The organism is Actinomadura logoneensis, assembly GCF_003428695.1.
In the GTDB taxonomy this organism is placed as follows: Bacteria; Actinomycetota; Actinomycetes; order Streptosporangiales; family Streptosporangiaceae; genus Spirillospora; species Spirillospora logoneensis.
The window spans coordinates 1-1899 of sequence record NZ_QURH01000583.1 but is presented as its reverse complement, the minus strand read 5'-3'; the positions used below and the strand labels follow the sequence as shown (position 1 = coordinate 1899).

Genomic DNA, 1899 nt, shown 5'->3' with positions numbered 1-1899 from the left:
GGGCACGCCCGCGTCGTCGTCCGCGCGCCGGAGGCCGCCCGGCTCGTCCCGCCGCTGACCGCCGCCGGGGCGGTCGTCGCCGCGGACGGCCCGGGACTCCTGACCGTCACCGGCCTCGCCGCGGCGGAGGTGGGCGAACTCGCCTTCCGGCACCACGTCGTCCTGCACGAACTGACGGCGCGTCACGCGTCACTGGAGGAGGCGTTCATGGAACTGACCGCCGACCACGCCCAATACCGCACGGACGCCCACCCCGCTCTGCGGGCGGAGGCTCACGGCGCTCTAGGGGCGGACGCTCACGCCGCTCTGCGGGCTGAGGCTCACGCCGCTCCGCGGGCGGAGGCCCACCACGCTCCGCGGGCGGAGGCTCACCGCGCTCCGCGGGCGGGGGAGGCGCGATGAGCGCGGCCGTCGGACCGTCGGCGCCGCCGCGGGCGCCGCGGTACTCGGCCGCCGACCCGCGCGTCCGTTTCCGGGACCTGGCCGCCGCCGAGTGGACGAAGCTGAGCTCGCTGCGCTCGACCCGGTACGTGCTCGGCGCCGGTGTCCTGCTGCTCATGCTCGTCGCCGCGCAGAAGAGCACGGCCGCCTACGACGACTGGCCGAACCTCCCCGCGCGGGAGCGGGCCCACTTCGACCCGCTGCGCCCCGCGCTCAGCCAGGTGAGCGCGATCCTGCTCGTCGTCGGTTCGGGGGTGGTGGGCGCGCTGGCGCTCGTCGGCGAGTTCGCCACCGGGCTGATCCGCACCACGTTCACCGCCGTCCCGGCGCGGCACCGGGTCGTCCTCGCCAAGGTCACGGTCGTCGCGGCGGTCATGCTGGCCGTCGGTGTCCTCGTCGCGCTGAGCACGTTCGCGGTGAGCCAGGCGATCCTGTCCGGACGGGGCGTCGCGCTCTCCGTGAACGACCCGGGCGTGCCGCGCGTCCTGGCCGCGAACGCGCTGCTCGCCCCGCTCGCCGCGCTGGTCGGCATGGGGATCGGCGCGCTGCTGCGCCATACGGCGGGCACGGTGGTGGCGGTGATCGTTCTCCTGGTGATCCTGCCGATGATGGCGAAGCCGAACGCCCACCAGTGGGTGAACGACGTCTACAAGTGCCTTCCCCTCTACGACTGGGCGATGTGCCTGTCCCAGCGGCATCCGCGCGGGGGTGCGGCGCTGCCCACGGTCGCCGGCTCGTGGCTCGCCTTCGCGTGCTGCGCGCTGGCGGCCGTGGCGGTGGCCGTCGTGGTCGTCCGGCGGCGGGACGTGTGAGGGCCCGCTGAAGATCACCCGCGCGGGGGAGCGGAGCGCCTCGCGCGGGGGAGGCGGGCGTCCCGGCCCCGTCCGAGACTCGTGGCCATGGACGGACGGACGAGGGCGCGGCGCTGGGCGGGCTTCGGCGCCGCGGGCACACTCGGGATGTATCTGCTGGTCAAGGTCGTGTGGGTGGTCGTCGCGCTCGCCACCGGACGGTCCCCGATGCACGGCATGGGCACCGGCGCGTGGATCGTCCTGAACACGCTCACGGTCGGGATGGCGGTCGTCGGCATCGGGCTCGCGCTCGCGCTGGCCTGCGACTGGGGGCTGCGCCTGCCCGCCGCGCCGGTGCTGCTGTTCGCGTGGATCGCGGGCGGCCTGCTGATCTCGGCCGTCCCGTTCAGCCTGCTCGGCTCCCTGCTCAGCGGCGGCGACGGTGGCGGCGGCGGGTCGGACGACGGCGGGCCGCCGTCCTGGGAGGGGCTGCTCATCATGGCCGGCTTCGCCGGGATGGCCGTCGGCGTCGCGATCGCGCTGCCCCTCTACCTGCGGGAACGCTGGCCGCGCGCGCTCACCGGACGGGTCGGCGCGCTGCGCGCCGCCCGCGTCCCCTGGCCCGTGATGGCGGCGGGCGCCGCGATCGCCGCCGCCGACCTGTACT

Annotated in this window: 2 protein-coding genes and 1 pseudogene; 2 read left to right on the top strand and 1 reads right to left on the bottom strand. The window is 76.0% G+C overall.

Annotated features, from left to right (window positions below):
* Window positions 1-186: hypothetical protein (locus DZF91_RS39050; protein WP_147341347.1), on the bottom strand; the 186-nt coding region annotated here is incomplete at its 3' end.
* A 212-nt stretch (window positions 187-398) separates the two neighbouring features.
* Between DZF91_RS39050 and DZF91_RS24390 the strand changes: the two genes are divergently transcribed.
* Both DZF91_RS24390 and DZF91_RS24385 read left to right on the top strand, forming a co-directional pair.
* Complete coding sequence (locus DZF91_RS24390; RefSeq protein ID WP_117359619.1) at window positions 399-1253, top strand: ABC transporter permease subunit; 855 nt, start codon at window positions 399-401, stop codon at window positions 1251-1253.
* 87 nt (window positions 1254-1340) lie between these two features.
* Window positions 1341-1899: pseudogene (locus DZF91_RS24385) on the top strand (hypothetical protein); the annotation flags it as partial.